This is a genomic window from Paracoccus cavernae (assembly GCF_042430175.1).
In the GTDB taxonomy this organism is placed as follows: domain Bacteria; phylum Pseudomonadota; class Alphaproteobacteria; order Rhodobacterales; family Rhodobacteraceae; genus Paracoccus; species Paracoccus cavernae.
In genome coordinates this window covers 75,923-102,760 of the sequence record NZ_JBHMDZ010000049.1, presented here as the reverse complement: position 1 = coordinate 102,760, position 26,838 = coordinate 75,923, and the positions used below count along the sequence as shown (strand labels likewise).

Below are 26,838 nucleotides of genomic sequence, written 5' to 3'. Positions count from 1 at the left end.
GGCACAGCGTTGCGCCGAGCGTCGGGCGCGGGCGCGCCGGAGCAGGCCGCAAAGGCGGAAAGAGAACGAAAAGCGCGACGGTTTACGGCAGGCGGAACCCTGTCCCGCCTTGCTCCAAATGACGCTTCGATGACCCGATGCCGAGCATCAAGGGCCGTGGCGAAATGGGTCGTGGTGGTCGGGGGCAGAGCCTGCCCCCGACGCGTCTTCGACGTCACGCAAAAGCGTGCGGCGCAAAGATCAGTTGGTTGCCGGAGCGGTCGAGCCTGCGGCCGGTTCGGTCGTTGCAGGCTCGGTCGTTGCAGGCGTGGTTGCCGGCTCGGTTGCAGCAGGCTCGGTCGTTGCGGGCGTGGTTGCAGCCGGTTCCGAGGAAGCTTCAGGCGCAGCCGGAGTGGTCGCCGCCGGAGTTTCGACAACCGTTTCCGTGGTGGCTTTGGAACCGCTGTACCAGTACCAGCCCAGAGCCAGGACGATGATGACAACAATCCCGATGATGAGACCGCTGTTCGATTTCTTTTGCGGGTCGGCCATGTGAATTCCTCCTTGGTGGAATGACGTTGCAAGAAGAATGTCAGAGTTTGGTAAATTGTTCCATAATCAATGAGATCTTCCTGTCGGCGGGCAGCTTCCTGCCGAGACATATCTGTCGTCAAGCGCGCAATCTTCGCGCTGCGGCAAAGCGCCGCAGGTGGCGAGAAAATGCCGTGTGCCAAAAGGGGATCGGCGGAAAACATCAATGCGCAACCCCGGCCGCGACGCTCTCGTCGATGAAGCGGCCTTCGACGAAACGGTTGAGCCCGAAATCGGCAGCGAGCGGCCCCGGTTGACCCTTGGCAACCAGCTCGGCCATAGCCCAGCCGGAACCCGGGATCGCCTTGAAACCGCCGGTGCCCCAGCCGCAGTTGACGAAGATATTGCCGACCGGCGTGGTCGACAGGATCGGCGAACGGTCGCCGGTCATGTCGACGATCCCGCCCCATTGGCGCAGCATCTTGAGGCGCGAGAGCATGGGGAAAGTCTCGATCAGGGCGCGGACGGTTTCCTCGACATGGTGCCACGAGCCGCGCTGCGTGTAGTTGTTGAACCCGTCGGTGCCGCCGCCGATCACCATCTCGCCCTTGTCCGATTGCGACAGATAGCCGTGGACGGTGTTGGCCATGATGACGACATCGCAGCAGGGCTTGATCGGTTCCGAAACCAAAGCCTGAAGCGCGATCGATTCGATCGGCAGCCGGAAGCCCGCCATTTCCGCCAGATGCGAGGAATGGCCCGCAACCACCATCGCGAGCTTTTCGCATTCGATGCGGCCCTTGCCGGTGTTGACGGCTTTGACCTGCCCGTTCTCGGTCTCGATACCGGTCACTTCGCAGTTCTGGATGATGTCCATGCCCATATCCGAGCACGCCCGCGCATAGCCCCAGGCCACCGCATCATGGCGCGCGGTGCCGCCGCGTTCCTGATAAAGCGCGCCGAGGATCGGGTAGCGCGGCCCGTGGAGGTTGATGATCGGCACCAGTTCCTTGACGCGTTCGGGGGTGATGTACTGCGTCGCGACCCCTTGCAGCATATTGGCATGGGCCGTGCGCTTGTAGCCGCGGATCTCGTGTTCGGTCTGGGCGAGCATCAGCAGGCCGCGCGGGCTGAACATGACGTTATAGTTCAGATCCTGCGAGAGATTTTCGTAGAGTTTCAGCGCCTTGTCGTAGATCGCCGCCGAAGGGTCCTGCAGGTAGTTCGAGCGGATGATCGTGGTGTTGCGGCCGGTATTGCCGCCGCCGAGCCAGCCCTTCTCGATCACGGCGACATCCGTGATCCCGTAGTTCTTGCCGAGATAATAGGCCGTCGCGAGCCCGTGGCCGCCCGCGCCGACGATGATGGCCTTGTAGCGCTTTTTGGGCTGCGGACTGGCCCAGGCACGGCGCCAGCCGGAATGCAGACGCATGGCCTCTCGCGCGATGGCGAAGACGGAATAGCGGCCGGACTTGGTTTGGGCGGTGGGCATGGGAATATCCTTCGGTCCACGGGCGACTCGTATCTGGGTCCAGACTGTCGTTTGACCGCCCTTCCGGCAAGTCGGGCTTGCGACGGGGCGATAGTAATTTTGCGCCAGAGACCGGCGCAGATCTCCCGCATGCACCTGCCCTTCCGTCACACGGTTGTTATGCCGCAGTCCCGCGCCTTTTGCCTGACGGGCAAAACCGCTATCTACAGGCCAGCTTCAGGAGAATACGATGCTCTGGATCATCTGCGCGGCGCTGGCGGCGGTTACTTTTCTTGCGATCTTCGCGCCCTTGATGCGTCGCGGCGCGGGCGACGTCGAACCGGCGGCAGCCTATGATCTTCGGGTCTATCGCGACCAGCTGCGCGAGGTCGAACGCGATCTCGAACGCGGGCTGATCGCCCAGCCCGATGCCGAGCGGCTGCGAATCGACATCGGCCGCAAGGTGATCGAGGCCGACCGCGCCCTCAAGGCCGGCAGCCGGCAAAGCAAAGGCCCCGCCGTGATCTGGGGCTTTGCCGCCCTGGCCGCGACGCTGGCCGGCGCTTTCGCGCTTTACGACCGCATCGGCGCGCCTGCCGTCCCGGATCTGCCGATCGCGGCCCGTGTCGAGGCTGCCGAAAAGCGCTATGCCGAGCGCCCGTCCCAATCCGAGGCCGAGACCGCCGCCCCCAAGACCGAGCAGCCGACGCCCGATGCCGATTATCTCGCGCTGATCAAGCAGCTCCGCACCGCGATGAAGGAGCGTCCCGACGATCCGCAGGGTCTGGCGCTTCTGGCCGAACATGAATCGCGGCTCGGCAATTATCTTGCCGCCAAAGAGGCGCAGGCCCGTCTGGTCGCGATCAAGGGCGATCAGGCGAGCGCCGAAGAGCATGCCCGCCTTGCCGCGTTGATGGTCGAGGCCGCCGGCGGCACCATCACCCGCGAGGCCGAAATCGAACTGGCGGCCGCCCTCAAGCTGGACCCGCGCGATGCCCAGGCGCGCTATATGGCGGGGCTTTTGCAGATCCAGAACGGCCGTCCCGACCGCGCCTTCCCGATTTGGGCCAATCTTCTGGCCGAGACGCCCGCCGATGCGCCGTGGAACGCGCCGATCCGCGCGTTGATCCCCGATCTGGCATGGCTCGCGGGCGAAGCCAATTACACGCCGCCCGAACCCGGCCTGACCGCGCCTATCCCCGGCCCCGATGCCGCCGCGATGGAGGCCGCGCTCGACATGACGCCCGAGGCCCGCGAAGAGATGATCTCGGGCATGGTTGCAGGTCTCGAAGACCGGCTCGCGACTCAGGGCGGCACGCCCGAGGAATGGGCGCGGCTGATCTCGGCTCTCGGGGTTCTGGGTCAGACCGACCGTGCCCGCGCGATCTGGCACGAGGCCCACACCCGCTTCGCCAGCAATGCCCAAGCCCTCGCCACAGTCCGCGAAGCGGCGCAAAAAGCCGGGGTCGAGTGATGATCTTTGAAGCCCCCGAAGATTTCGCCGCCGCCCTTCCGAAATTCGGCGCGATTGCCGGACTGGATCTCGGCACCAAGACCATCGGCGTTGCGGTCAGCGACAGCCTGCGTCAGGTCGCCTCGCCGATCACCGTGATCCGGCGCGAGAAATTCACGCTCGATGCGCAGGCATTGCTCAAGATCGCGGCGGATCGCGATCTGAAGGGCCTCGTTCTGGGTCTGCCGCGCAATATGGACGGCTCCGAAGGGCCGCGCGCGCAATCGACCCGCGCCTTTGCCCGCAACCTCGAACGGCTGACCCCGCTGCCGATCGGCTTTTGGGACGAGCGCCTGTCGACCGTCGCCGCCGAGCGCGCGCTCCTCGAGGCCGATACGTCGCGCAAACGCCGCGCCGAGGTGATCGATCAGGTCGCGGCGGGCTATATCCTGCAGGGCATGCTCGACCGGCTGCGCTTTATCGCCGAAGGCTGAGGCGGCGCACCATGATCTCTCCCTGCGTCAACCTGTGCCGGATCGCGCCCGAAAGCGGGCTGTGTCTGGGCTGCAAACGCAGTCTTTCCGAGATCGCGGACTGGGCGGGGATGAGCGCGGGCGAGCGCGCCGAGATCATGGCTCAGCTCCCCCTGCGCGAGCCGCGCAAGCCTGCGGGGCGCTAGTACAGCAAACACCCGACAAAACGGGATGGGCCGGAGCATCACTGCTCCGGCCCTTGTTTCTGCCCGACCGGTTTGCCCGGTTGCCGTTCTTGTTGCCGTCTATTGTCCGAGCGAAAAGCGCCAGTAGAAGCTTTCGCCCGAGGCATCATCGACGCCGTCGTTGTCGGTCATGACATGGACCGTGCCGTCGGGCGCGATCGCCATGCCCTCGACCTTGTCCTGCACATAGCCGTTCCACTGTTTCAGATCGGGGATCAGGTCGCGCACGACCTCTTTCGTGACCACCGGCAACTCGCCATCCAGCGCCACCGGCTCGAGATCGGCCACCGGCACGCGGGTGATCTGCTTGAGGGCCGCCTTGTCACCGATCAGATTGTCGCGCTCGACCAGATAGGCGTAATCGCCGTGGATCGCGAGTTCCGACAAGCCGACCCAGCCCTCGCCGCCTTCAAGCGGATAGCGCAGACCGGCCCAGGTGCCGCTTGCGGGATCAAGCTGCAACAGCTTGGTCTGGCCCTTGGGATCATCCTCCCATTCGCGCTGGACCGCGACCCAGACCTTGCCGTCATGCAGCGCGATCCCTTCCATGCCGAAGCGGGTCTGGCCCGCCAGAAGCGCCTCGGGCAGCGCGAAGGTCTGCCCGATCGCGCCTTGGGCGTCGACATGCAGCACCTGATGGGGAACCTCTTTCTTGGGGTCCCCCTCGCTCGCGAGCCAGAAGCCGCCCTGCCCGTCGGATGCGATGCCTTCGAGGTCGATCTTTTCGGCCGGTTTGCCGTCGCGGCTGACCACGATCTTGTCTGTGATCTCGGCCGGCACCTTGCTGGTGTCGATGCGGTAGATCGACGGCTCGGCCCCGTAAGCGCTGTCGCTGACCGCCCAAAGCACCGAGGGCGTGGCGGGATCGACGCTCAACCCCGAGATCGCGCCCCAGCCGATCAGCTGGTCGGCGCGCGAAGCCACGGTCGGATAGGTGGCAGGACCGACGCCGGCCTCGTAGAGCATGACATGGGCGCGCGCAGCGCCGTCCTCTCCCAGATCGGTTTCGTTGGCGGTGGCAAAAAGATTGCGGGCCGGAATGGCGACAAGACCTTCGGGGCCGATCCCCGAGGGCAGAAGCTGCAGCAGCTTGGGCTGCGACAGATCCGCGACATCATAGACGCCGACCATGCTCGCGCGCTCGGAGCCCACGAACAGCAGTTTCGCGCCGCCGAATTCGGCGAAGGTCAGGCCCTCGGGCTCGACACCTTTCTTGTTCGAGCGGCCCTCTGGGTAATGGCCCGCGCGGATGATCGCATGTTCGAAATCCGCGCCGGATTCGTAAACGACCGTGCCGTCCTTTTTCCAGATGGTGAAGCCGCGCGAGCCGCCTTTCCAGTCGCCCTCGTTGGCGGTCGCGAAATGGTCGGCGTCAATCCAGACAACCCCGTCGGGCTCGCGCGCGACGCCGTCCTGCTTGCCGGTGAAATCGAGCTTGCCGTCCTTGTCGGTATCAATCCCCGCCAGATCGACGCTACCCGCGCTGAAATGGCTGGCGACCTTGCCGTCCGCGCCGATGACGACGAGGTGGTTGTTTTCCTGAAGCGTCACCACCAGCTCGTTGGCGGCGTTGAAGGCGACATATTCGGGCTCGGGATCCTCGGGGGCGATCTCGGCGAGGCCGGTCAGATCGACATGCTGCTTGGCCGCGCAATCGACCACGCCGTCTTTAAGGGGCAGGATCTCGACGAAACCCGCCGGCATCTGCGGCAGCGCGCCGTCGTTGACCTCTTCGTCACGCTCGTTCTCGATCGCGACGGCAAGGCGCGAGCCGTCGGGCGAGATCGCAACCGAATCGGGCTGCCCGCCGAGGTCGCAATTGGCGAGAATGCTCCGATCCTCCAACGAGACGCTGCGCAGGACGCCCGACGGTTCGGTGAAGCTTTTCGAGGTATTCACGCCGACAAAGGCGGTTTTGCCTGCGACGACTGTCGTGGTCGGCTCGCCGTCCATCGCGATATTGCCGAGCGGCTTAGGAGCCTTGGGGTCGGTGATGTCGACAAGGCCGATCGCGCCAAGCGGGCTGTCGGAATAGATCAGGGTCATGCCGTCGGGCGTGACGGTCATGATCTCGGCCGAAGTTGCGCGTGCTCTGTCCTCGCCCTCGGCCATATTGGCGCTGGTGGCGAAAGTGGCGATTCGGTTGAAGACCGGCGCGGCGGCGGTCTGGGCCGAAGCGGCAAAGGGCGTGCCCATCAGCGGCGCGGCGAGGCTCAGCGCGAGGGCGGAGCTCAGGGTCAGGCGGAAATTCATCAAAGGCCTCAGCGGTTAAGCGATGCCCGCGTGATGAACCGCTGTCGTGACATGGGCGTATCACGCCCGTGACAATTGCGCGACAGAGCGCAGCTTGGGCCGAAGGCCGGACCGGAAGGAGGCGCAGCTCAACCGTGCGAAGGCTCGCGCCCGTCACTGATCGCGCGCCCGAGGCGCTGCCGCGTCTCGGGCGGCTCCTGGGCGATGGCGTCAAGTACGGCGCGCATATCCGCGCGCATGCCGTTGAGCTGGTCGAGCAGCGACATCACCAGCCCCAAAGCCTCGTCGTCGAGCGCATAGCCCTCGGTCAGTTCGACCAGAACGCCGAGACGGGCTATGTCGATATCGCGAAAGACCGGCCCCTGCGTCGAAGTGATCGTCTGGACCACGCCCGCTCGGATATAGCGGTTGAGATCGGGTTCGGTCAGATCCGAAACGACCGTCAGCGTTTCCTCAAAGGTGTAATGGCGGATCATCACGTCCTCCTGTTCGGATCATAGGGGTGATCTTGCCGCCATTGTTCGAAAAAGTTGGCAAGATCGTCGTCGATGGTCGGCGGCATGACGATTTTCAAGACGACATGCTGGTCGCCGCGCTGGCCGTTCGCGCCACGGATGCCGCGCCCCTTGAGGCGGAGCTTGCGGCCCGAGCTGGTGCCGCGCGGCACGGTCAGCATGACGCGGCCCTCGATGGTCGGGACTTCGACCTTGCCGCCCAGAACCGCCTCGTCGATGGTGATCGGAACGGTAATCTCGACATCGTCGCCGATGCGCTTCCAATCGGGATCCTCGGAGACCATCAAGGTCAAAAGCGCATCGCCCGGCCCGCCCCCGCCCATGCCCGGGCTGCCCTTGCCGCGCAGGCGGATGACCTGTCCGTCATAGGCGCCTTCGGGGATTTTCACGTCGAGATTGCTGCCGTCCGGCATGGTGATCCGTGTCGAGCCGCCGCGCGCCGCAGTCATGAAATCAATGTCGAGCGTGAAGCGCTGGTCGCCGCCGCGCATGTCGAAGCTTTGCGCCCGACCGCGCCCGCCTGCCCCGCGCTGGCCGAAGAGATCGGAGAAGACCCCGCTCAGATCGTCGAAGTCGCCATATTGCTGGCGATAGGGGTTGTCGCCGCTTTCGGCATATTCGCGGTAGTAATGGCGCGGCTTTTCCTGACCGGCAGCGTCGATCTCTCCGCGATCGAAACGCGCGCGCTGTTCGGGATCCTTGAGCAGGTCATAGGCGCTTGATGCTGCCTTGAAACGCTCGGTCGCCGCCGGATCCGGATTGAGGTCGGGATGATCGGTTTTCGCGATGCGGCGATAGGCCTTTTTGATTTCGTCCTGAGTTGCAGTCTTGCTCAGGCCCAAGGCTTTATATGGATCGTCGGCCATCCCGGCTGCCCCTTCATTCTTCCCGTCCGCACCATGCGCTTTGTCCAACGCATGGACGGTCGCGCAGTTTCATCCGTCACAGTTCCTTTGCCGAGCCTCTCCAAGGCTTGCAAGGCTTTGCCGTCAAAGCAAGAGTGAATTGCGGGCGGTTGGGGGCGCTGCCCCCGTCCTGCGGACTCCCCCGGGATATTTGGCATGGAAGATTTCGAGGCGCTTTTGGCGCGGATCATGGCGCTTGGCGCGGGGCGCAGGTTGATCGCGGTTGCCGGGCCGCCTGCAGCCGGCAAGTCGCATCTGGCGGCACGGCTGGTTGCGGCACTGCCCGATGCGGCGCTGGTGCCGATGGACGGATTCCACCTCGATAACCAAATCCTTGATGCCTCGGGTCTGCGCGCGGTCAAGGGCGCGCCGGAGACTTTCGATGCGGCGGGCTTTCTGGCGCTGATCGGGCGCATCAAGGCGGGCGGAGCCGTGGTCTATCCCGAATTCGACCGCGACCTCGATCTGGCGATTGCCGGACGCGGGCAGGTTCGGGCCGAGACCCGTCTGGTCGTGGTCGAAGGCAATTATCTTTTGCTCGACGAGGCGCCTTGGTGCGGGCTGGCCGATCTTTGGGATCTGACCATTGCGATCGAAGCCGGCGAGGCGCTGCTTCGGCGCAGGCTCGAAGCGCGCTGGCGTGATCAGGGCTGTGACGCGGCGGGGATCGCCGATCATCTGCGCAATGATCTGGCCAATGCGGCACGCGTCATGGCGGGGTCGCGCCCCGCCGGTGTGACGGTTAATTTTTCGGACGAAACGCCTTGATCTTCGCGGGATCGGTCTCGACCCATGCCGCACCGATCAGGTCGAGGCAATAGGGCACCGCGGCGAAAACCGCATTGAGGCAGGTCGCGATCGCCGAGGGTTTGCCCGGAATGGTGATCATCAGCGTGCTGCCGCGGATCCCCGCCGATTGGCGCGAGAGGATCGCAGTCGGGACTTCGGTCAGGCTGGCGCGGCGCATTTCCTCGCCGAAACCGGGCAGTTCCTTTTCCATGACATCGGCCATGGCCTCGGGGGTCTCGTCGCGGGGCGCGGGGCCGGTGCCGCCGGTGATCAGGATCAGATCGGCGCGGGGCAGTCCGTCCGTTCCGTCGGCCAAAGCGCGCAAGGTCTCCGCGACCGATTGGCGGCCGTCGGGGATGATGCGGCGGGTGATCTCCATCGGCGAGGTAATCGTGGCGCGCAGCCAATCCTCGGCACCGGGGCCGCCCTTGTCTTCGTATTCGCCGCGGCTCGCGCGGTCCGAGACGGTGACGATGGCGATATGGGCGGTGGTCTTCTGGGTCATGGCGGCCTTCCTTGGATCAGCCCGCATCATGACGCCTTCCGCGCCAAATGGAAACGGGCGGAGAGGTTTCCCCCGCCGCCCAAAAATCCCGTCGCAATCCGCGATACGCGGATTACTTAAACTTGGCGTTGCGGTTGCCGATCAGCTTGAGACGCAGGGCGTTCAGCTTGATGAAGCCCGCCGCGTCCTTCTGGTCATATGCGCCCGCATCGTCTTCGAAGGTGACGTGCTTTTCGCTGTAGAGCGAGTGGTCCGACCAGCGGCCGACCGTGTTCACGCTGCCTTTGTAGAGCTTCAGACGGACGGTGCCCGTGACATGCTCCTGGCTTTTGTCGATCAGGGCCTGCAGCATCTCGCGCTCGGGCGAGAACCAGAAACCGTTATAGATCAGCTCGGCATAGCGCGGCATCAGGCTGTCTTTCAGGTGGCCCGCGCCGCTGTCGAGGGTGATCTGCTCGATGCCGCGATGGGCCGCCAGCAGGACCGTGCCGCCGGGGGTCTCGTAGATGCCGCGCGACTTCATGCCGACGAAGCGGTTCTCGACGAAATCGAGACGACCGATGCCGTGCTTGCCGCCCAGCTCGTTGAGCTTGGTCAGGATGGTGGCCGGCGACATCGCCTCGCCGTTGATCGCAACCGCATCGCCGCGCTCGAAGGTGACTTCGATATATTCGGGCGTGTTCGGTGCATCCTCGGGCGAAACCGTGCGCTGGTAGACGTAATCGGGGGCTTCTTCGGCCGGATTTTCCAGCGCCTTGCCCTCGGACGAGGTGTGCAGCAGGTTCGCGTCGACCGAGAACGGCGCTTCGCCGCGCTTGTCCTTGGCGATCGGAATCTGGTTCTGTTCGGCAAATTCGATCAGCTTGGTGCGCGAGGTCAGATCCCATTCACGCCAGGGCGCGATCACTTTGATCGAGGGGTCGAGCGCATAGGCCGACAGTTCGAAACGGACCTGATCGTTGCCCTTGCCGGTCGCGCCATGCGCCACAGCATCGGCACCGGTCGCTTTCGCGATCTCGACCAGACGTTTGGAGATCAGCGGGCGCGCGATCGAGGTGCCCAGCAGGTATTCGCCCTCGTAGACCGCATTGGCGCGGAACATCGGGAAAACGAAATCGCGCACGAATTCTTCGCGCAGATCCTCGATATGGATATCCTCGGGCTTGATGCCCAGAAGCTCGGCCTTTTGGCGGGCCGGCTCGAGCTCTTCACCCTGACCGAGGTCGGCGGTGAAGGTCACGACTTCACAATTATATTCGGTCTGAAGCCATTTCAGAATGATCGAGGTGTCGAGCCCGCCCGAATAGGCAAGGACGACTTTCTTGGGCGCGTCGGACATGCGGCTAATCCTTTGTCGAATTTCGGGACGCAATAGGCCTTTTCCATGCATGTAACAAGGGCCGGTCACTGTTTCGCCCGCGAGAATTCGGGTGAATGTCGCTTGCCTGCCATCACGAAAGGGCGCGCGGGCGGCCGTGCGCCCCTTTGCAGGCGGCACATTGGCCGGCCGCGGATCGCGCGGCCTGCAATGCCCGCCCCCTCGGCCGACCTTGCCCGTCAGCGCACGCGGATCGGCAGATCGGGGAGCGTCAGCGGGCAGGCGCTGCCCTCGACCTCGAGATAGGGGTAAGCGGCAAAGCGCAGGATGTAGTCACCCTTCACGATGTCTTGCGGGTCAGCGATCGTGGTAAAGGCGGGGTAAACCAGAACCGAGCTATAGCTGTCTCCCACCCCCTCGAAGCGCATCTCGACCTTTTTCGCGCTGCCGGTGTGATGGGGATCGATTTGCGGGCCCGTAATATCCTGCCAACGCGAACCGGCGCTTTTGAAAAGGCGGACAAATCCGGCAAGCGGTTTGGGTTCGGTAAAGGCAAAGCGGCGATTGGCGGGCGCTTCGCTATTGGTGACGACCATAACCACCCGATCGCGGTCGAATTCGGCCGGATTATCGTCGCGCATATGGGCGAGATCGGATTGCGGCGAATACCAAAGCGCGAAGGTCACGCCATTGCAACTGGCCTGATAAGCTTTGGTCAGCCCTGTAATCATGACGCCCTCTCCGGTTTGGCTTTGCCCTAAAGCAGGTGATGTCGCCGCAATCATGGCGCTCAATAGGATGACAATCTTCTTCATAGAATCTCCAATCCGGTGACTCTGATGCCGTTCTTGCCGAAAATGGCAACGACGGCATAGGCTATCGTCAGACAGTAACGCAAAGGCTGCGCCGTTTTGGTCGTCATGCTGCCCATCAATTGGCCATTGGCACCGACATTTTCGGTCGTTCCGTCATAGAATTCATAGATACAGCCGTTCCGATCCAGGCCGCTGTCGGTATATTCGTCCTTCAATCCAAGCAGATGTCCATATTCATGCGGTTCGAGCGTATCCGGCCCGCCCGATTTTGTCGCGCTCCGGCTGTCGTCGATATTGAACTTGCCGGTATAGGACGAGGGTAGCACATAAGAGCGGTTGCTGGTGATGCCTTTATAGTCGGTCGCCGTCGAGCTCAGCGGCACGTTGATGAAATCAATCGTATAATGCGGCGAGGAATCCGTCAGGATCGCGTTGAACTCGACATTATAGGTCCGCTCGCCGCATTTGCTGTCGGTGATTTTCAGCTTGTAGGGCCGCGCGTTCCAGGCTGCCCGGATGGCTGCGGGGATCCTCGCAATCGCCGTCTGCAGATCGGCGTCGCTCATCGTCACGGTATCGGGGTAGCGCGCTGTATCAGAGGTTTTGTTTTGCGATTTCATGCGGGTAGTGACCGCTATCCGCTTGGTCGCGGACTGGCTGTCGATAATGATCTCGGCCTTGAATTTGGTGTCTTTCTCGCCGTTTCGCGTCACGCCGTCAAAGCGAAGCTGGCTGATCTTGCCGCTCGGCCCATGATCCCCGTCCTCGCGATAAACGCAGTCACAGCAGGCGGCTTTCGCCGAGGTCGACTTCTTCCTCAGCTCGGTCAAACCATCGGCAGGAAGATCAAAATCGGCTGACGGTTGCTTACCCATTCAAATCCCCGTTTGTTTTCAATTGCCGGTCGAGGCGATGCATCGCGTAATCAATCACCGCTCCGGCGCCACCCTGTCTGGCTTTCTCGGCAACCCATGGGTAAAGCGGATCCTTCCAAAACCCCGTCCCGAGCCAATAGGCCAAGGCAACCGAAAGGGTCAGGCCTTCCGCATCCCCGAACCCCAAACCCGCTGCCGCCATTTGCGCCTGACGCAAATAAAGAGCGCGCTGATCGGGATGGAGATCATAGCTCCGCTCCGCGTGCGAGGCCGTCAATTCGGCCAGCATCTTCTCGGATGAAAATCCGCGGGATCCGGGCAGAATATGATCGCGGAAATACGAAAGATCACGCCTGTAAAGCACCATGCGCGGCCCGATAAACCGCGCTCCGATAGTGATAAAGCGCTCCCGCAGGCGCTCGATCCGGTCATCGGCCCCTTCGGGCGTGCGTTCCAGTTCGGCACGCAAAAATTGATAGCGCATGTCTTGGTGGAAATGCGAGCCGAGAAAACTCATCACGAACATCACATAAGCGACGTCCTCGACGAAATGCAGCTGCCATTCATCGCAGACCGTTACTGCATGGCGAATGAAGACTTCGCGATGGGCCTGCCCCAATCCGCGAAAACGGATCGGATCAAGCCGCATCAACATCGAATCGTAGCTGTCGTAATTGGCCTCGAAACGGATCTCGTCCAGAACTGCGGCCGAAAGGATCAAACTCATGAATAGGAACTCGACAGATGCCAAAAGCGATGGGGATGGTCCGGCTCCGGACTATGCCAAATGATCTGCATATCGCCGACAAGGGCTTGATAAAGCGCGTCTTCGCGCCGGGCACGACGAGCGACATTCAAAACCGCGCGGTCCCAAAAGCGAAGATAAAGCACCTGCCCCTTTTCATCGCGCATTTGCGTGAACTTCCGAAAATGCCGCCAGACATCGTCAAAGCCGGCGGAGGTCCGGATGAACATCCCCGAAAACCGCCCCCACAAATGCCAACAGGCATCGGATTGGGTGAAAAGGCTTCGGGTGAGTTTGTTGTCCTCGTCCAGCCGCACCAACCACGGAGCGACATTTTTCAGCGTCTCGAAAGCCGCGCCCTTGAACAGGCAGCGATGCTCCAACCTGCTATCCTCGAGAAGTTCCGGCAGATTGACCGTTTTGGCGGCATCGAGGATGGCGAAGGTCGCAAGACGTGGCGCCCTTTCTCCCAGGCCCCCCTTTCCCGTCGCTGCGCCGGCGGCAGTCTTGCGCGACGGGTGCGACTGCCCGAACAAGGCATCGCGCAGCTCCTCTGGTACGGATTTTCGCGGTGAAATGCCGAGCTGCGCATCGAGCGGCATAGCCCCGTCAATCGCATTCGCCCGCAACACCAGGCCGCGCGTCGCCGCTCCCGAAGGCACGCCGTCACCCAGCCCCGACGCGCCGGTCCATGGATCCTCTGTGACGCTACTGTGCATGAAACCCATGTCGGTTTAATCTGATATGTCTGAGTGGTACCAATTTTAGTTAACTCTGCAAGCCCCATCTTGTTGCCGAAAGCCATGCTGATCCGCCATGCCGGAGCCGGTTTTGCAGCGCTGGAGGGGTGCGATCGCCTCTTGTCAAGGCAGGCGAATAGGCTCATTTCCCTTGCATGGAAAAATTCATCGACTCCGTCCGCCAAGCAGAGATCGCCCTGCGCGACCTTTTCGAGCCGACACCGCTTCAAAAGAACGACCATCTTTCGGCGAAATACGGAGCCGAGATTTGGCTGAAACGCGAAGATCTGACGCCGGTGCGCAGCTACAAGCTGCGCGGCGCGTTCAACGCGATGCGCAAATTCGGCGCGCACAATGCCCATTTCGTCTGCGCGAGCGCGGGCAATCACGCCCAAGGCGTGGCCTTCGCCTGCCGCCACTTCGGCGCGAAGGGCACGATTTTCATGCCGGTGACCACACCGCAGCAGAAGATCGCCAAAACGCGTATGTTCGGCGGCGACGCGATCGAGATCGTTCTGACCGGCGATTATTTCGACCAGACTTTGGCCGCAGCGCAGGAGTTTTCTGCGAACCAAGGGGCCACTTTCCTGTCGCCCTTCGATGATGCCGACGTCATCGAGGGCCAAGCGACGGTGGCGCTCGAGTTTCTCGACCAGCTCGGCGGCACGCCGGATATGGTCGTGCTTCCGGTCGGTGGTGGCGGGCTTTCGGCCGGCGTCGCCAAGCTTCTGGCCGAGCAGTCCCCTACAACCGCGATCACCTTTGCCGAGCCTTCGGGCGGCGCCAGCCTGCGGGCGGCGCTGATTGCCGGAGAGCCGGTCTCGCTTCCCAGCGTCGACAATTTTGTCGATGGCGCCGCCGTCGCGCGCATCGGCAACCTGCCCTTCAAGGAGCTGGGCCGTTTCAGCCCAGAGCAGGTTCTGACCGCACCCGAAGACCGCATCAGCGGCACGATGATCGAGATGCTCAACGTCGAAGGGATCGTGCTTGAACCAGCCGGCGCAATGGCGATCGATATCCTGCAGGACATGGGCGATATTCGCGGCAAGCGCATCATTTGCGTCTGCTCCGGCGGCAATTTCGACTTCGAGCGCCTGCCCGAAGTCAAAGAGCGCGCACAGCGGTATTCCGGTCTCAAGCGCTATTTCGTGCTGCGGCTGCCGCAACGCCCGGGTGCGCTCAAGGATTTCTTGCAGCTTCTTGGCCCCGACGACGATGTGGCGCGGTTCGAATATCTCAAGAAATCGGCCCGCAACTTCGGGACGGTTCTGATCGGGATCGAGACCTCCTCACCCGCCAATCTGACGCTGCTGTGCGCCAAGCTGGACGAACACGGCTTCGGCTATAACGACATCACCCATGACCAGACACTGGCCGAATTCCTGATTTGATTTTCGACGCCGCATCCGGGGATTGGCCCGCCTGACTGCCTGCCAGTGCACGCATGAAGACCTGTTTGGTATGGGCATAAATGTCCAGAACCCTTTCGAGGCGGACCTCGTTGGCCCGCCCCGAAATCGTCAGCGCCTCGAACTCCTCGCAGACCGCGGCGAGCGCGCGAAAACCGAGATTGCGCGAACAGCCCCTGAGGAAGTGGAGATCCGTTTCCATCAGCGCGGGATCATTGCTCGTGAGGCGGAAAGCAATGGTTTCGATCTCGTCGAGAAACAGCTCGAGAATGAGGCGAAATTCGGCCTCGCCCAACTCCCCGCGCATTTCCCGCACCCGATCCCAGTCGATCATTCCGCATCCGATTCTCTGTGTTCGACCCAGCTTTAACGCGCCCGCGTTATCATCGGGTTAACAGGGAAATTGCGCGGCAAGCGCCCTTAACCCCGCATTCATCCGCGGGCGCTAATGATCAATCATGGTCCCTGCGAATCGCCCGTTCTCCGCCTTTGCCAAAGCCGCCAGCGGCCGGCTGATCCTGTTGGTCGATCACAGCAGCGCGCAACGCCGCATGCTGGCGGTCCAACTTGTGCGCGAGGGCTACCGCGTGGCCGAGGCGAGTTCCCTCCCCGAAGCCATGCTTTTGCAGGAGCAAAATGCGCCCGACATCATCATCTCGGACTGGGTCCTGCCCGAGGGTTCGGGGCTCGATTTTTGCCGCGCGGTCCGTTCGGCGCGGCGCGAAACCTATAGCTACTTCATTCTGCTCACGACGAAATCGGCCAAGATCGACATTGCGGCCGGCCTTTCGGCGGGGCGGACGAATTTCTGACCAAGCCGATCTCGCGGGCCGAGCTGCTCGCGCGGCTTTCGGTTGCCGAGCGTATCCTCGGGATGGAGGAAAAGCTGCGCGCCACCAACAACCATCTGCAAAGCGTAGTCGACCAGCTTCGTGACGCGCAGGCGGCGATGGACCGCGATCTGTGCGACGCCCGTGCGCTCCAGCAACGGCTCCTGCGCGAGCGCAGCGGGCAGTTCGGCGATTTCCACATCTCCCTTTTGTTGCGGCCGGCGGGCCATATCGGGGGTGATATGGTGGGCTTCTTTCCGATCAACGGGCAACGGATCGGGATCTATGCGCTTGACGTTTCGGGGCATGGCGTGACGGCGGCTTTGCTGACCGCGCGCCTCGCCGCGCAACTCTCGGATTCGACCGATCAGAATATCGCGCTGAAGACGACGGATCTGGGGCTTTACGATGCGCGCAGCCCGCGCGAGCTGCTGCATGTCCTCAACGCGCAGATGCTCGACGAGCTGCGCACCGATGCCTATTACACGATGGTTTACGCCGATCTCGACTTGGTTGGCGGAGAATTGCGGCTGGTTCAGGCCGGCCATCCCCATCCTGTGATCCAGCGCGCCACGGGCGAGATCGAATGGATCGGCGCGGGCGGGCTTCCTGTCGGCGTAATGAAGGACGCGGTCTTCGAGGAACTGGTGCCGCAACTTGGGCCGGGGGACCGGATGCTGATCGCCTCTGACGGGATCACAGAATGCGAAACCCCGCAGGGCGAAGCCCTGGGGGACGATGGGCTGGCCGGATTTCTGCGCGGCAATACCCGCCTCGAGGGTGGCGCTTTGCTCGAAGCACTATCGCTGCATTTGACGGAATTTACCGGCGGCAAACACGTCGACGACATGTCCGCCGTCCTGATCGAACGCACGGCCCGCCCAGAGGTCGCGCCATGAGGGCCGGACGGTTTCCCGCGCGGCGAAAGGGATCAGCGGAGAAAACGCTCCACCATCGCCCGCGCGCCGGGATCGGGGAGCAAAGCGGCAACGCGGTCGAGCGGCACCCATTGCGCGCTATGGCCCTCTTCGATCGGCGGGCCGAGGCGTTGGATCGGGCGCGCGACCCAATAGGTGCAGAGCTTCTCCGCCCAAAGATCATAATCGGCCATATAGCAAAACCGCCGTGTCTGCCCGAGAAAGCGCGGCTGGCCGATGCTCCACCCCGTCTCCTCCTTGACCTCGCGGTGGAGCGCATGCAGCGGGGCCTCCCCCGGATCAATGCCGCCGCCCGGCAGCTGGAATTCGGGCTCGGGCGCCTGCTGGAAGGTCAAAAGCGCCGCATTGTCGCGCAGCAAAAGCGCATAAGCACCGGGCCGCCGTGTATAGCGTTGGTCGGGACGGATCGTGCCGTATCGCGGGATCATGGCTGCGCTTTCCTTTCGGTTTCGGATGCGGGGCTTGCGTCCGGCGCTCGCGGGGGCCGGCCCCAATCGAGCCAGCGCGCGATGATCGGCGCGCCCAGAATGACGGTGACGATCCGCACGAGATGGTGGGTGACGACAAAGGGCAGATCCGCGCCGACGATCAGCGCCAGAACCGCCATCTCTCCCTGCCCGCCCGGTGCGAAGGACAGCAGGGCCTCGACATCGGGGGCAAGGCCCAACAGAATGACCAGCTCGGCGAAAACCAGCGAGATTACCGCCAAAATAAGACAAAAGGCCACGCCGGCCAAAACGTCGACCTTGAGCTCGCGTGCCGTCACGCCGGAGTATTTCGCGCCGACCGAGCAGCCGATGAAGAATTGCGCCGCCATGATCGCCAATGCGGGCGGGCGATGGGTGATCAATCCGGCCAGCGACAGCGCTGCGGTGAAAACCATCGGCCCGATGATCGAGGCGCCGAAAAGCCGCAAACGCTTCGCGATCTGCCAGCCGCCAATCGCGGCGACCACCATCAACAAAAGCTCCGGCACGGGGATCTCGGCCACCGAGGCCCCAAGCGATCCGTCCAGCGAGCGCCCGTAGAATTGACTGATCAGGAAGGGCAAAACGGTGACGATCACCAGAATGCGGGTGGCGTGGACAAGGGACAATGCGCGGATATCGGCCCCCGCCTCTTCGCCGAAAACCACCATGTCCTGAAAGCCGCCCGGCATGGCGCAATAGAAAGCGGTCGGCCCGTCGAAGCCGCAGATGCGCCGGAAGAACGGATAGCCGACGAGGCCGATCACGAGAATGAAGACCGGCACCAGCGCCGCCGACAAGACCATATCCGGCAGCCGCGCGATCAGATCGGGAGTGATCGAGGCTCCGACAGCGACGCCCAGAATGGTGCGCATGACCGTGCCGATCAAGCCGACCGGCCCCATGCGCCCCCCCGCAAGTCCGACAGCCAGGCAGGCAAAAAGCGGGCCGAGCAGCAATGGCAGCGGCAATCCAAGAAGCAAGAAGCCTGCCGCGCCTGCTGCTCCGGCCGCGAAAGTCCGCATTTGCGCCGCTGTCATGATCCGCCGGTTGCCTCGCAGGTTCCTTGCCGCGAAAATGTCGCCCTGCGGCAGAAGTGACAAGGCCAATCACGCGCGTCGCGCCATTTCGCGTGGTCGCGCGGGATGGGCGCGCGGATGCGGAGCGCCCCTCGGGCCGCTCCGCGCTTTCGTATCTCAGGCCAGCATGCGCGTGTCGCCGCAAACCGAGATCGCCTGCCCCGAAATAGTCGCCCCGCGCGGGCTGGCGAGGAACAGGATCTGATCGGCAATCTGCTGGGGCGTCACATAGTGGCGGATCGAGGTAAAGGAAAATGCCTCCTCCTCGATGTCGAGAACCGGACGGCCCTGCACCTGCGCCTTGGCCTCGAGCACGCGGCGCTGGCGGTCGCCCGCAACCAACCCCGGCAAGATCGCATTGACGCGGATATCGTCGGGGCCAAGCTCGATCGAGAGCGATTTCGTCAGCCCGATCACCCCCCATTTCGCCGCCGCATAGGGGCTGCGCATCTTGAATCCGACGCGGCCCGCAACCGAAGACAGGTTGATGATCGAGGCGTTTTCGCTTTTGCGCAGCAAAGGCACGGCGCGGTTGCAGGTCACGAACTGGCTGGTGAGACAAATGCCAACCGTCTGCTCCCATGCGGCAAGATCGACATCCTCGACCCTGGCGGTCGGCCCCGCGATCCCCGCATTGTTGACCAGACAATCGATGCCCCCCAGCCATTCGGCCGCCTGATCGATAAAGCCGCGCAACGCCTCGGCGTCACCTACATCGACGCGGGCCTGAAACACGCCCTCGGGAAGGGTCGAAAGGCCCTCGGTGTCGATATCGCAGGTCGCGACGCGGGCGCCTTCGGCCAGAAAGGCCTCGACAATGGCGCGACCGATTCCGTTCGCGCCGGCTGTAATGATGACGCGATGGCCCTGAAGTTGAAGATCCATTTTTCCTCCGAAATGGGGTCTTGAGCGAAAATCTCCGGCCGCGACGGCTCAGTCGCGCAGCACGTCGCGCGACAGGATGAAATCGGCGGCCGAGGTGATGTCGGCGTCCATCGCCGCAGCAGCCCCCTCGATGTCGCGGCGCGCAATGGCGTCGACCAAAAGCGCGTGATGATGGACTGAGGTCGCATTGCGGCTGCGGCGCGAGGCATGGCCGAGGTCGAGATTGATCACCGGCCCCGCCTTGAGCCACATGTTCTCGATCAACTCGCGCAGCGTCGGCGATCCGGCGGCGTCATAAATGTGGAAATGCAGCGCCTTGTTGGCGCGCACCGCGTCGCGGCTGTCCTCGCTCGCCAGCGATTGCTGGAAGGCGCGTTCGAGCGCGCGCAACTCATCGAGCTCGGCCACGCTCATGCGTTGGGCGGCAAGGCGGGTGGCACGGGTCTCGTTATGGACGCGGGTCTCGGCCAGATCGCGAAAGCCTGCGCGCGTCATCAGCGGAACGGCCACGGCACGGTTGGGACGCACCTCGAGCGCGCCGCTTGCGACCAGACGGCTGACCGCCTCGCGCACCGGCATCACCGAAACGCCAAGCTGGTCGGCCAGATCGCGCATCGACATCCTTTCGTCGGGCAGCAGATGTCCCGAGAGCAGCATCTCGGCCAGAATGCCGTAGACCTGATTCGTCAACGATGGCGAGCGTTCGGGTTTGAGCGGGCTGGTATCGTCGTTTTTCATGTGCGGATCTCTGCCCGATTTTCCTGTATCTCGCCCCACCTTGCTTAGTGTGATCACAGTTAGCAAGCGTTAAGCTTCATAAAAACATTGACAGAGCATCAATCAAATTCAACTGTGATCTCAGATCGCAACGAGGGGAGACGTTGCGGACATTCTGACCTGACTGTGGAGGATAAAGGTCTGATGAAGAACACAACCACTTTCGGCCGGTCCAATTTCGACCGTCGCGGCTTTCTGAAAGCAGGCGGCGTCGCCGCGATCGGTACCCTTGCGGCACCCGCGCTTTTGCGCGCACAGGACGGCCCGATCCTGCTCGGCCACTTGACGCCGCGCACCGGTTTTCTGGGTCCGATGGGCGAATATGCGATCATGGCGATCGATATGGCGACCGAAGAGATCAACGCGGCAGGCGGCATCAACGGCCGTCAGGTCCAGTTCATCAAAGAGGATTCGGTCAACCCGCAGACCGCCTCGACCAAGGCCGAGCGCATGATCGAGCGCGACAAGGTCGTGGGCATCATCGGCGAGATTTCCTCGGCCTCGGCGCTGACGATTTCGCAGGTGGCCGAACGCGGCAAACGCATCTTCATCAACACCGGCTCGAACTCGGACACGCTGCGCGGCTCGGATTGCAAGCGCCACATGTTCCACGTCGAATCGCAAAACGTGATGTATGTGAACGCCGAGGGCAGCCACTTCCTGAAAGAGGGCTTGGTCGAGGGCAAGAACTGGTACGTTCTGACCGCCGATTACGCTTTCGGCCACGACCTGCTCAATGCGGCCAAAGGCTTCCTCGGACGTCACGGCGGCAACCTGATCGGCGACGATCTGGTTCCGACCGATGCGACCGATTTCTCGTCGCTTCTGCTCAATATCCGCCAGGCCAAGCCCGATCTGGTCGCGCTGAACCTTGCCGGCACGCAGATCACCAGCTTCTTCAAGCAATACGGCGAATTCGGTCTGGAATTCCCGATCGGCGGCTTCGGCTTCGACACGATCTCCGCTTGGGCTGCGGGTGCCGAGAACTTCCACGGGACGTGGCCCTCGGTCTGGCACCACCGCGTCGAGACCGAGAAATCGCAGGATTTCGTCAAACGCTTCGTCGCGAAATACGGCAAACCGCCGGAGAACCAGGCCTATAGCGATTATATGGCCGTCATGATCATGGCGCAGGCGATCCGCGAGACCCAAGGCACGGATGCCGCCGAGATCATCACCTATTTCGAGAATCCCGAGACGAAATTCGACATGATGAAGACCCGCGAGGGCTACTTCCACCCCGAGACCCACCAGCTTTTGCAGGAAATCTACGCGATCACCGCGCTTCCCGCAGATCAGGTCCAGAACGAGTGGGACATCTTCACCACCAGCGGCCCGCTTCCGGGTGCGGATCAACCGCTCGAGTCGCTGATTGCCGATGCGGTCGGCGGGACTTGCTCTTTCGCGAGCTGATTCCCGCGCGGATCGCCTGACCCGAAGGGCGCGGCCCGGTCGCGCCCCCACTCCCTGCCATAAGAGGACGTTCGGCAATGAACCTCTTTCTGTTTCTGTCGCAGCTCCTGAACGGGCTGCTTGACGGGTTCTATTACCTGTTGATCGCGATCGGCCTGTCGCTGATCTTTTCGCTCGGCGGCATCGTGAACCTCGCCCATGGCGCCTTCTTTGCGGTCGGTGCCTATCTCGCGATCGTGCTGACGCCCTACATCGGCTTTTTCGGCGCGGTTCTGGTCGTGCCGCTGATCGTGGCCTGCATGGGCATGATCGTCGAGCGCTTGCTCTTCACCCGTTTCTACCGTGTCGATCCGCTTTATTCGCTGCTTTTGACCTTCGGCCTCGCCATGGTGATCGAGCAGGCGATCCGCTGGACCTTCGGCTCGGCCCCCCTCGCCTATTCCATGCCCGAGGCCCTGCGCGGTCAGGTCTTTCTGGGCGAGTTCGTCTATTCGCGCTACCGCATTTTCCTGATCTGCGTCGCGATCGCGGCCCTTGCGAGCCTTTGGTTCCTTTTGAACCGCACTGCTTTCGGGCGCATCGTGCGCGCGGGCATCCAGAACCCCGACATCCTCGCCTCGCTCGGGATCTCGCTGCGCCCCTATCTTTCGGCGGTGGCGGGGATCGCGATCGGGCTTGCGGGCCTTGCGGGCGTCCTGATGGCCCCGATCAACCCCGTCCACCCCGTGATGGGGGCCGAGGTGCTGACGGCGGCCTTCGTCGTTGTGGTCATCGGCGGCTTGGGTTCCTTCTGGGGCGTCGTTCTGGCCGCAATGCTGGTTGGCCTCGTCAAAGGCTTCATGGTCGCGATCGGCCTGCCTTCGTGGTCGCTCGCCGCGATCTATCTTCTCATGTTCGTCGTTCTTCTGGTCCGTCCGCGCGGCCTGATGGGCGAGCGCATCCTGCGGTTCGAGTGATCCCATGGCTGATATGTCTTCCAAAATCCCGAAAATCCATCCGGTTCTGATCGCCGCGCTCGGCGTGCTTGTGCTGCCTTTCGCGCTAGGCGCTTTGGGACTGACCTCGAGCTCTGCCGTCGAAGTCGTGATCTTCGCGCTGGCGTGTATGGGGCTCAACCTGCTCGCGGGCTATACGGGCCTTGTCTCCTTCGGGCATGGCGCGTGGTTCGGCTGCGGCGCCTATGCGGCGGCGCTGACCGCGCTGGCGCTGCCCGGCCATGCCTTTGCCCTGCCGCTTCTGGCCGCTTTGCTGGTGACCGCTCTGGCCGCCACCGCCTTCGGCTGGCTGATGTTGCGCCGTCGCGGGGTCTATTTCTCGTTGATGACGCTGGCGCTTTCGGCGCTCGGCTTTACCGTCGCTTTCCGCTGGACCTCACTGACCGGCGGCGAGAACGGGCTGGGCGGTGTCGAGCGGCCGGTACTGTTCGGCTTCGATCTCAACGACAACATGACTTTCTACTGGGTCGTGGCCGCGATTGCACTGGTCGTGATCGCAGTGCTCTGGCGCTTCGTGCGCTCGCCGCTTGGTCGCGTCCTCGAGGCGATCCGCGAGAACGAGACCCGCGCCACCGCGCTCGGCTATCCGGTCGCGCGCTACAAGCTGGCGGCTTTCGTGGCCTCGGCCACGGTCACGGGCCTTGCCGGTGCGCTGCTGATGTACAAGAACCGCATGACCTCGGCCGAGCCGATGTCGGTGATCTTCTCGGGCGAGCTGCTCGCCATGGCGGTGATCGGCGGCATGCGCGGTTTTCTCGGGCCGGCTTTGGGTGCGGTCTTCTATATCCTCTTCCGCGAATATCTGTCGATCTATACCGAAAACTGGCTCTTGTGGTTCGGTCTCGTCTTCATGGGCTTCGTGCTCTTCGCCCGCGACGGTCTGATCGGGATCGGCCGCCAGATCTTGGCGAAATTCTTCCCCGGCCCCGACCTTTCGGCAGCCATGTCGGACCGCCGGACCGAAGAACGCCCGCTGCCCGAGATGCTGCGCGCCAAGGGCGATGCCGCGGGCGAGGTTCTGTCGGCCAAGGGTCTGATCAAGCGCTTCGGTGCCTTCAAGGCGGTCGACGGCGTGACCATCGACGTCAAGGACCGCACGCTTCATGCGCTGATCGGCCCGAATGGCGCAGGCAAGACCACCGCGTTCAACCTTCTTTCGGGGATGTTCCCGCCATCCGAGGGGTCGGTCGCGCTGATGGGCCGTTCGGTGGCCGGTCTGCGCGCCGACCAGATCGCTGAAATGGGCATGGGCCGGTCCTTCCAGATCACCAGCCTCTTCCCCGATCTCTCGGTCGCGGAAAACCTGCGCCTTGCCATTCAGGCCGGTGATCCCGCCCGCATGAACCCCTGGACCAATGCCGAAGGGATCACGCGCATCAACGACAAAGCGCGCGAGATCATCCTCTGGGTCGGTCTGGCGGGGATGGAGAACGCAAAGGCGAACTCGCTGTCCTATGGCGGGCAACGCCTGCTGGATCTGGGTCTGGCGCTGGCCAACCATCCGCGCATCCTGCTGGCGGACGAGCCTTTGGCGGGCCTCTCGGTGGCCGAGCGCGAACGTGTCGGCAATCTGATCAAACAGGTCTCGGCCGATGTGCCGGTCCTGCTGGTCGAACACGATATCGACCGGGTCTTCAGCCTTGCCGACCATGTCACCGTGATGAACGAGGGCAAGGTTTTGCTGGACGGCACCGTCGAGGATGCCCGCAACTCCGATCAGGTCCGCGAGATCTATATCGGTTCGGGCACGGCGGCGGTCGCGGCCACCGCGCGTCACGGCGAGGTCGGGCCGACGATCTGCAGCTTCGACAAGGTCAATGTCCATTACGGCAAAAGCCACATCCTTCATGATGTGAGCCTCGACATCCGCAAGGGCGAGATCCTCGCGCTTCTGGGCCGTAACGGCGCGGGCAAATCGACGCTGCTGAAATCGCTGATCGGGATTGCGCCGGTCTCCAGCGGCTCGATCAAGCTCGAGGGCAAGGAACTCGCGGGCCTTGATGCGGCGGCCATCGCGCAGGCCGGTATCGGCTATGTGCCGCAGGGCCGCGGGCTTTTCGCGGGCATGACCGTGCGCGAGAACCTTGAACTCGGGCGTCTGAAACGGCGCACCGGCGCGGGCCAGCATTGGTCGAACGAGCAAATCCTCGACTTCTTCCCCCGCCTCGGCGAGCGGATGGAGACCGAGGCCGACCGTCTCTCGGGCGGCGAGCAGCAAATGGCCGCCGTGGCGCGCGCGCTGTCGGGCGACACAAAGGTCCTGCTTCTCGACGAGCCTTTCGAGGGTCTGGCCCCCGCAGTGGTCGAGCAGCTTTTCCACAGCTTCAACCGCCTGCGCGAGGTCCTGTCGATCGTGATCGTCGATCACAATCTCGATCTGGCGCTGGCGCTGTCGGACCGCACGGTTGCGCTCGAACGCGGTCGGGTCTTCCATGAGGGGCCGTCAGACGCGCTGGCAACCGATCTCGATTTGCGTCGCAAAGTACTTTGGCTTTGAGGAAATAAAGACATGACAACAATTGCCATTATCGGCGCGGGTCTCATCGGCCGCTCATGGGCCTATGTCTTCGCCCGCGCGGGGCTGACGGTGCAGGTCTGGGACCAGAACCCCGAAGTCATCGCCCGCCTGCCCCAAGACCTCGCCGAGATGATCGCGGATGTCGGCGGCGATGCCGCGATTGCAGGTCGCATCCACGGCAAGGCGACGATGGCCGAGGCGCTGAAGGGCGCGGGTTTCGTGCAGGAAAGCGGCCCCGAGATCGCCGACATCAAAAAGGCGCTTTACATCGAGATCGACCGTCTGGCCGAACCCGATGCGGTGTTGGCCTCGTCGAGTTCCGCGCTGATGCCCTCGGTCTTCACGGCCGATCTTCCCGGCCGCGCGCGCTGCCTTGTCGCCCATCCGGTCAACCCGCCCCATGTCGTCCCGATCGTCGAATTGTGCCCCGCCGATTATACCGACCCCAAAGCGATGGATTTCGCCGAGGCGCTGTTCCGGCAGGTCGGCCAAGTCCCCGCGCGGCTTACCCGCGAGATCGACGGCTTCATTCTGAACCGCCTTCAGGCCGTTCTTTTGGCGGAATCTTTGCGGCTGGTTGCCGAAGGCGTAGTCAGTGTCCAAGGGCTCGACGACACGATCCGCCACGGGCTCGGCCGCCGTTGGGCCTTCATGGGTCCGCTGGAAACCATCACGCTCAACGCCCCGGGCGGCGTGCCCGATTACATGCGCCGCTACGGTCCCGTCATGGCGCGGCTGACCGATGATGCGGCGCGCGGCGAAGCCTTTACCGAAAGCGTGGCGCAAACCATCGCGGCCGCCTTCCCCAACCTCGATGTCGCCGCCCGCCAGCGCTGGCGCGACCGTGAACTCGCCGCTTTGGACACCCATCTGCGCGACAGATCTGAAAGGAACGAAATCAATGGCTAAGGCCCGCAAGACCATCATCACCTGCGCCGTCACCGGTGCGATCCACACGCCGTCGATGTCGGAATATCTGCCGGTCTCGGCCTCGGAAATCGCCGAAGCGGCGATTGGTGCCGCCGAAGCGGGCGCGGCCATCGTCCACCTGCATGCACGCGATCCGCAGGACGGCCGCCCCGACCAAACGCCTGAGGCTTTCGAGCCCTTCCTGCGCGTGATCAAGCAGCGTTCCGATTGCGTCGTCAACATCACCACCGGCGGCGCGCCGACCATGACCATCGAGGAGCGCGTCCGCCCCGCCGCCCATTGGAAACCCGAGGTCGCCTCGCTGAACATGGGCACGATGAACTTCGGCCTGTTCCCGATGCTCGCGCGGTTCGACGGCAAGCTGAAGCACCAGTGGGAAAAGGATTACCTCGGCAACCGCAACATCGTCTTCCGCAACACCTTCGGCGATATCGAGCATATCCTGACGACACTTGGCGCGAACGGCACGCGGTTCGAGTTCGAATGCTACGATACCGCCCATCTTTATAACCTGAAGTATTTCTTCGATGCGGGCATCGTCAAAGGGCCGCTGTTCATCCAGACGGTCTTCGGCCTGATGGGGGGGATCGGCGCGCATCCCGAAGATGTCATGCATATGAAGCGCACCGCAGACCGGCTTTTCGGCGACAATTACCGCTGGTCGGTGCTGGGCGCGGGCAAAAACCAGATGCCGATCGCGGCCATGTCGGCAGCGATGGGCGGTCATATCCGCGTGGGTCTTGAGGATTCGCTCTGGATCGGGCCGGGCCAGCTTGCCAAGACCAATGCCGAACAGGTCACCCGTGCGCGCCAGATCATCGAGGCTCTGGGCCTCGAGGTCGCCTCGCCCGATGAAGCGCGCGAAATCCTCGCGCTGAAAGGCCCCGATCAGGTCGCTTTCTGAGGCTGACGGATCCGCCATCCCTGCGGAAAACTCGCCCCCGCCACGCAGCCGTGACGGGGGCCTTTTCTTGCGCGAAAGGCG

Annotated in this window: 28 protein-coding genes; 12 read left to right on the top strand and 16 right to left on the bottom strand. The window is 63.2% G+C overall.

Annotated elements, in window-relative coordinates:
* Window positions 1–240: 240 nt before the first annotated feature.
* Together ACFFUC_RS18290 and ACFFUC_RS18285 are read right to left on the bottom strand one after the other, a co-directional pair.
* Window positions 241–531, bottom strand: coding sequence for a hypothetical protein (locus ACFFUC_RS18290; protein ID WP_377688359.1), 291 nt, complete (start codon window positions 529–531; stop codon window positions 241–243).
* A 202-nt stretch (window positions 532–733) separates the two neighbouring features.
* Complete coding sequence (locus ACFFUC_RS18285; RefSeq protein ID WP_377688358.1) at window positions 734–2,002, bottom strand: sarcosine oxidase subunit beta family protein; 1,269 nt, start codon at window positions 2,000–2,002, stop codon at window positions 734–736.
* A gap of 229 nt (window positions 2,003–2,231) precedes the next feature.
* Here ACFFUC_RS18285 and ccmI point away from each other — a divergent pair, with 229 nt between their 5' ends.
* From ccmI to ACFFUC_RS18270, 3 genes are read left to right on the top strand one after another with little or no spacing between them, the layout of a single operon-like run.
* Window positions 2,232–3,455, top strand: coding sequence for a c-type cytochrome biogenesis protein CcmI (gene ccmI / locus ACFFUC_RS18280; protein WP_377688357.1), 1,224 nt, complete (start codon window positions 2,232–2,234; stop codon window positions 3,453–3,455).
* Window positions 3,455–3,928 (top strand): Holliday junction resolvase RuvX, encoded by a 474-nt coding sequence (gene ruvX / locus ACFFUC_RS18275; RefSeq protein ID WP_377688356.1) that lies wholly within the window; start codon window positions 3,455–3,457, stop codon window positions 3,926–3,928. The genes ccmI and ruvX overlap by 1 nt, the downstream gene beginning before the upstream one ends.
* A gap of 11 nt (window positions 3,929–3,939) precedes the next feature.
* The gene (locus ACFFUC_RS18270) at window positions 3,940–4,113 is read left to right on the top strand and encodes a DUF1289 domain-containing protein (protein WP_377688355.1); all 174 of its coding nucleotides are present in this window, start codon (window positions 3,940–3,942) and stop codon (window positions 4,111–4,113) included.
* A 99-nt stretch (window positions 4,114–4,212) separates the two neighbouring features.
* Here the strand turns inward: ACFFUC_RS18270 and ACFFUC_RS18265 are convergent, their stop codons facing one another.
* From ACFFUC_RS18265 to ACFFUC_RS18255, 3 genes are all read right to left on the bottom strand, one after another.
* The gene (locus ACFFUC_RS18265; RefSeq protein ID WP_377688354.1) at window positions 4,213–6,405 is read right to left on the bottom strand and encodes an esterase-like activity of phytase family protein; all 2,193 of its coding nucleotides are present in this window, start codon (window positions 6,403–6,405) and stop codon (window positions 4,213–4,215) included.
* 128 nt (window positions 6,406–6,533) lie between these two features.
* A complete protein-coding gene (locus ACFFUC_RS18260) occupies window positions 6,534–6,881 on the bottom strand; it encodes a hypothetical protein (RefSeq protein ID WP_377688353.1) in 348 nt (115 codons plus the stop codon).
* Complete coding sequence (locus tag ACFFUC_RS18255; RefSeq protein ID WP_377688352.1) at window positions 6,881–7,786, bottom strand: DnaJ C-terminal domain-containing protein; 906 nt, start codon at window positions 7,784–7,786, stop codon at window positions 6,881–6,883. Before ACFFUC_RS18255 ends, ACFFUC_RS18260 begins: the two co-directional genes overlap by 1 nt.
* A 195-nt stretch (window positions 7,787–7,981) precedes the next feature.
* Here ACFFUC_RS18255 and ACFFUC_RS18250 point away from each other — a divergent pair, with 195 nt between their 5' ends.
* Window positions 7,982–8,593 carry a nucleoside/nucleotide kinase family protein gene (locus ACFFUC_RS18250; RefSeq protein ID WP_377688351.1) on the top strand — a complete coding sequence of 204 codons (612 nt, stop codon included), beginning with the start codon at window positions 7,982–7,984 and terminating at the stop codon, window positions 8,591–8,593.
* Here the strand turns inward: ACFFUC_RS18250 and mog are convergent.
* From mog to ACFFUC_RS18220, 6 genes are all read right to left on the bottom strand, one after another.
* Complete coding sequence (mog, locus tag ACFFUC_RS18245; protein WP_377688350.1) at window positions 8,568–9,119, bottom strand: molybdopterin adenylyltransferase; 552 nt, start codon at window positions 9,117–9,119, stop codon at window positions 8,568–8,570. The two genes, ACFFUC_RS18250 and mog, sit on opposite strands and share 26 nt — an antisense overlap.
* Before the next feature lie 112 nt (window positions 9,120–9,231).
* On the bottom strand, window positions 9,232–10,458 hold the full coding sequence (locus ACFFUC_RS18240; RefSeq protein ID WP_377688349.1) for an argininosuccinate synthase: 1,227 nt from the start codon (window positions 10,456–10,458) through the stop codon (window positions 9,232–9,234).
* A 218-nt stretch (window positions 10,459–10,676) separates the two neighbouring features.
* Window positions 10,677–11,168, bottom strand: coding sequence for a hypothetical protein (locus ACFFUC_RS18235; RefSeq protein ID WP_377688348.1), 492 nt, complete (start codon window positions 11,166–11,168; stop codon window positions 10,677–10,679).
* A gap of 80 nt (window positions 11,169–11,248) precedes the next feature.
* A complete protein-coding gene (locus ACFFUC_RS18230; RefSeq protein ID WP_377688347.1) occupies window positions 11,249–12,127 on the bottom strand; it encodes a hypothetical protein in 879 nt (292 codons plus the stop codon).
* The gene (locus tag ACFFUC_RS18225; RefSeq protein ID WP_377688346.1) at window positions 12,120–12,776 is read right to left on the bottom strand and encodes a hypothetical protein; all 657 of its coding nucleotides are present in this window, start codon (window positions 12,774–12,776) and stop codon (window positions 12,120–12,122) included. Before ACFFUC_RS18225 ends, ACFFUC_RS18230 begins: the two co-directional genes overlap by 8 nt.
* A gap of 74 nt (window positions 12,777–12,850) precedes the next feature.
* Window positions 12,851–13,600: a DUF4123 domain-containing protein gene (locus ACFFUC_RS18220; RefSeq protein WP_377688345.1), complete on the bottom strand. Its 750-nt coding sequence runs from the start codon at window positions 13,598–13,600 to the stop codon at window positions 12,851–12,853.
* Between the two features lie 167 nt (window positions 13,601–13,767).
* Between ACFFUC_RS18220 and ilvA the strand changes: the two genes are divergently transcribed.
* On the top strand, window positions 13,768–15,003 hold the full coding sequence (gene ilvA, locus ACFFUC_RS18215) for a threonine ammonia-lyase IlvA (protein ID WP_377688344.1): 1,236 nt from the start codon (window positions 13,768–13,770) through the stop codon (window positions 15,001–15,003).
* Here ilvA and ACFFUC_RS18210 read toward each other — a convergent pair.
* Window positions 14,966–15,355 carry an Hpt domain-containing protein gene (locus ACFFUC_RS18210; RefSeq protein WP_377688343.1) on the bottom strand — a complete coding sequence of 130 codons (390 nt, stop codon included), beginning with the start codon at window positions 15,353–15,355 and terminating at the stop codon, window positions 14,966–14,968. The genes ilvA and ACFFUC_RS18210 overlap by 38 nt on opposite strands.
* Before the next feature lie 124 nt (window positions 15,356–15,479).
* Here ACFFUC_RS18210 and ACFFUC_RS18205 point away from each other — a divergent pair, with 124 nt between their 5' ends.
* Both ACFFUC_RS18205 and ACFFUC_RS18200 read left to right on the top strand, forming a co-directional pair.
* Window positions 15,480–15,833 (top strand): response regulator, encoded by a 354-nt coding sequence (locus ACFFUC_RS18205; RefSeq protein ID WP_377688342.1) that lies wholly within the window; start codon window positions 15,480–15,482, stop codon window positions 15,831–15,833.
* Window positions 15,834–15,895: 62 nt separating this feature from the next.
* Window positions 15,896–16,750, top strand: coding sequence for a PP2C family protein-serine/threonine phosphatase (locus ACFFUC_RS18200; protein WP_377688341.1), 855 nt, complete (start codon window positions 15,896–15,898; stop codon window positions 16,748–16,750).
* A gap of 32 nt (window positions 16,751–16,782) precedes the next feature.
* Here ACFFUC_RS18200 and ACFFUC_RS18195 read toward each other — a convergent pair whose 3' ends face one another.
* The 4 genes from ACFFUC_RS18195 to ACFFUC_RS18180 form a co-directional block, all read right to left on the bottom strand.
* A complete protein-coding gene (locus ACFFUC_RS18195) occupies window positions 16,783–17,217 on the bottom strand; it encodes an NUDIX domain-containing protein (RefSeq protein WP_377688340.1) in 435 nt (144 codons plus the stop codon).
* Complete coding sequence (locus tag ACFFUC_RS18190) at window positions 17,214–18,281, bottom strand: AbrB family protein (RefSeq protein WP_377688339.1); 1,068 nt, start codon at window positions 18,279–18,281, stop codon at window positions 17,214–17,216. The genes ACFFUC_RS18195 and ACFFUC_RS18190 overlap by 4 nt, the downstream gene beginning before the upstream one ends.
* A gap of 171 nt (window positions 18,282–18,452) precedes the next feature.
* The gene (locus ACFFUC_RS18185; protein WP_377688338.1) at window positions 18,453–19,220 is read right to left on the bottom strand and encodes an SDR family oxidoreductase; all 768 of its coding nucleotides are present in this window, start codon (window positions 19,218–19,220) and stop codon (window positions 18,453–18,455) included.
* A 48-nt stretch (window positions 19,221–19,268) separates the two neighbouring features.
* Complete coding sequence (locus ACFFUC_RS18180) at window positions 19,269–19,958, bottom strand: GntR family transcriptional regulator (RefSeq protein ID WP_377688337.1); 690 nt, start codon at window positions 19,956–19,958, stop codon at window positions 19,269–19,271.
* Window positions 19,959–20,141: 183 nt separating this feature from the next.
* Between ACFFUC_RS18180 and ACFFUC_RS18175 the strand changes: the two genes are divergently transcribed.
* The 5 genes from ACFFUC_RS18175 to kce all read left to right on the top strand — a co-directional run bounded on the left by ACFFUC_RS18175 (window position 20,142) and on the right by kce (window position 26,757).
* Entirely contained in the window at window positions 20,142–21,410 is a 1,269-nt protein-coding gene (locus tag ACFFUC_RS18175) for an ABC transporter substrate-binding protein (protein WP_377688336.1), read from the top strand.
* Window positions 21,411–21,487: 77 nt separating this feature from the next.
* Complete coding sequence (locus ACFFUC_RS18170; protein WP_377688335.1) at window positions 21,488–22,366, top strand: branched-chain amino acid ABC transporter permease; 879 nt, start codon at window positions 21,488–21,490, stop codon at window positions 22,364–22,366.
* Between the two features lie 4 nt (window positions 22,367–22,370).
* Entirely contained in the window at window positions 22,371–24,902 is a 2,532-nt protein-coding gene (locus ACFFUC_RS18165) for a branched-chain amino acid ABC transporter ATP-binding protein/permease (protein ID WP_377688334.1), read from the top strand.
* Window positions 24,903–24,914: 12 nt separating this feature from the next.
* On the top strand, window positions 24,915–25,832 hold the full coding sequence (locus ACFFUC_RS18160; RefSeq protein WP_377688333.1) for a 3-hydroxyacyl-CoA dehydrogenase: 918 nt from the start codon (window positions 24,915–24,917) through the stop codon (window positions 25,830–25,832).
* The gene (gene kce / locus ACFFUC_RS18155; protein ID WP_377688332.1) at window positions 25,825–26,757 is read left to right on the top strand and encodes a 3,5-dioxohexanoate:acetyl-CoA acetone transferase; all 933 of its coding nucleotides are present in this window, start codon (window positions 25,825–25,827) and stop codon (window positions 26,755–26,757) included. The genes ACFFUC_RS18160 and kce overlap by 8 nt, the downstream gene beginning before the upstream one ends.
* Window positions 26,758–26,838: the final 81 nt, after the last annotated feature.

Coding starts and splice junctions, on each gene's coding strand:
- ACFFUC_RS18290 (WP_377688359.1), bottom strand. CDS start 531: ATGGCCGACCCGCAAAAGAAATCGAACAGCGGTCTCATCATCGGGATT.
- ACFFUC_RS18285 (WP_377688358.1), bottom strand. CDS start 2,002: ATGCCCACCGCCCAAACCAAGTCCGGCCGCTATTCCGTCTTCGCCATC.
- ccmI (WP_377688357.1), top strand. CDS start 2,232: ATGCTCTGGATCATCTGCGCGGCGCTGGCGGCGGTTACTTTTCTTGCG.
- ruvX (WP_377688356.1), top strand. CDS start 3,455: ATGATCTTTGAAGCCCCCGAAGATTTCGCCGCCGCCCTTCCGAAATTC.
- ACFFUC_RS18270 (WP_377688355.1), top strand. CDS start 3,940: ATGATCTCTCCCTGCGTCAACCTGTGCCGGATCGCGCCCGAAAGCGGG.
- ACFFUC_RS18265 (WP_377688354.1), bottom strand. CDS start 6,405: ATGAATTTCCGCCTGACCCTGAGCTCCGCCCTCGCGCTGAGCCTCGCC.
- ACFFUC_RS18260 (WP_377688353.1), bottom strand. CDS start 6,881: ATGATCCGCCATTACACCTTTGAGGAAACGCTGACGGTCGTTTCGGAT.
- ACFFUC_RS18255 (WP_377688352.1), bottom strand. CDS start 7,786: ATGGCCGACGATCCATATAAAGCCTTGGGCCTGAGCAAGACTGCAACT.
- ACFFUC_RS18250 (WP_377688351.1), top strand. CDS start 7,982: ATGGAAGATTTCGAGGCGCTTTTGGCGCGGATCATGGCGCTTGGCGCG.
- mog (WP_377688350.1), bottom strand. CDS start 9,119: ATGACCCAGAAGACCACCGCCCATATCGCCATCGTCACCGTCTCGGAC.
- ACFFUC_RS18240 (WP_377688349.1), bottom strand. CDS start 10,458: ATGTCCGACGCGCCCAAGAAAGTCGTCCTTGCCTATTCGGGCGGGCTC.
- ACFFUC_RS18235 (WP_377688348.1), bottom strand. CDS start 11,168: ATGATTACAGGGCTGACCAAAGCTTATCAGGCCAGTTGCAATGGCGTG.
- ACFFUC_RS18230 (WP_377688347.1), bottom strand. CDS start 12,127: ATGGGTAAGCAACCGTCAGCCGATTTTGATCTTCCTGCCGATGGTTTG.
- ACFFUC_RS18225 (WP_377688346.1), bottom strand. CDS start 12,776: ATGCGGCTTGATCCGATCCGTTTTCGCGGATTGGGGCAGGCCCATCGC.
- ACFFUC_RS18220 (WP_377688345.1), bottom strand. CDS start 13,600: ATGGGTTTCATGCACAGTAGCGTCACAGAGGATCCATGGACCGGCGCG.
- ilvA (WP_377688344.1), top strand. CDS start 13,768: ATGGAAAAATTCATCGACTCCGTCCGCCAAGCAGAGATCGCCCTGCGC.
- ACFFUC_RS18210 (WP_377688343.1), bottom strand. CDS start 15,355: ATGATCGACTGGGATCGGGTGCGGGAAATGCGCGGGGAGTTGGGCGAG.
- ACFFUC_RS18205 (WP_377688342.1), top strand. CDS start 15,480: ATGGTCCCTGCGAATCGCCCGTTCTCCGCCTTTGCCAAAGCCGCCAGC.
- ACFFUC_RS18200 (WP_377688341.1), top strand. CDS start 15,896: ATGGAGGAAAAGCTGCGCGCCACCAACAACCATCTGCAAAGCGTAGTC.
- ACFFUC_RS18195 (WP_377688340.1), bottom strand. CDS start 17,217: ATGATCCCGCGATACGGCACGATCCGTCCCGACCAACGCTATACACGG.
- ACFFUC_RS18190 (WP_377688339.1), bottom strand. CDS start 18,281: ATGCGGACTTTCGCGGCCGGAGCAGCAGGCGCGGCAGGCTTCTTGCTT.
- ACFFUC_RS18185 (WP_377688338.1), bottom strand. CDS start 19,220: ATGGATCTTCAACTTCAGGGCCATCGCGTCATCATTACAGCCGGCGCG.
- ACFFUC_RS18180 (WP_377688337.1), bottom strand. CDS start 19,958: ATGAAAAACGACGATACCAGCCCGCTCAAACCCGAACGCTCGCCATCG.
- ACFFUC_RS18175 (WP_377688336.1), top strand. CDS start 20,142: ATGAAGAACACAACCACTTTCGGCCGGTCCAATTTCGACCGTCGCGGC.
- ACFFUC_RS18170 (WP_377688335.1), top strand. CDS start 21,488: ATGAACCTCTTTCTGTTTCTGTCGCAGCTCCTGAACGGGCTGCTTGAC.
- ACFFUC_RS18165 (WP_377688334.1), top strand. CDS start 22,371: ATGGCTGATATGTCTTCCAAAATCCCGAAAATCCATCCGGTTCTGATC.
- ACFFUC_RS18160 (WP_377688333.1), top strand. CDS start 24,915: ATGACAACAATTGCCATTATCGGCGCGGGTCTCATCGGCCGCTCATGG.
- kce (WP_377688332.1), top strand. CDS start 25,825: ATGGCTAAGGCCCGCAAGACCATCATCACCTGCGCCGTCACCGGTGCG.